General features: G+C 71.2%; 1 pseudogene. It reads left to right on the forward strand.

What is annotated here, in order from left to right:
• Positions 1-33: 33 nt before the first annotated feature.
• Positions 34-393: pseudogene (locus tag ENZ75_RS34150) on the forward strand (cobyrinic acid a,c-diamide synthase); the annotation flags it as partial.

Here is a 393-nt window from a genome sequence, read left to right on the forward strand (position 1 = left end):
CGTTGCCATGCGCGCGGCCCTGGCGGGGCAAGCATGACGGCCCGCGCCATCATCATCGGCGCGCCGCGCTCCGGCTCCGGCAAGACCAGCGTCACCATCGGCATCCTGCGGGCGCTGACCCGGCGCGGGCTGAAGGTGCGCGGCGCCAAATCCGGCCCCGACTATATCGACCCCGGCTTCCACACCGCCGCCACGGGCCTCTCCGGTGTCAATCTGGACAGCTGGGCGATGCCGCCATCGCTGCTCAACGCCCTTGCCGCGCAAGCCGCCGATGACACCGATTTCGTCATCCTGGAAAGCGCCATGGGCCTGTTCGACGGGATACCCGCGGCTCCCGGCCGAACCGGCTCGGCGGCCGACCTGGCGCGGCTCTATGGCCTGCCGGTGCTGCTT

Source organism: Mesorhizobium sp. M7A.F.Ca.CA.002.04.1.1 (assembly GCF_004022805.1).
In the GTDB taxonomy this organism is placed as follows: domain Bacteria; phylum Pseudomonadota; class Alphaproteobacteria; order Rhizobiales; family Rhizobiaceae; genus Mesorhizobium; species Mesorhizobium ciceri.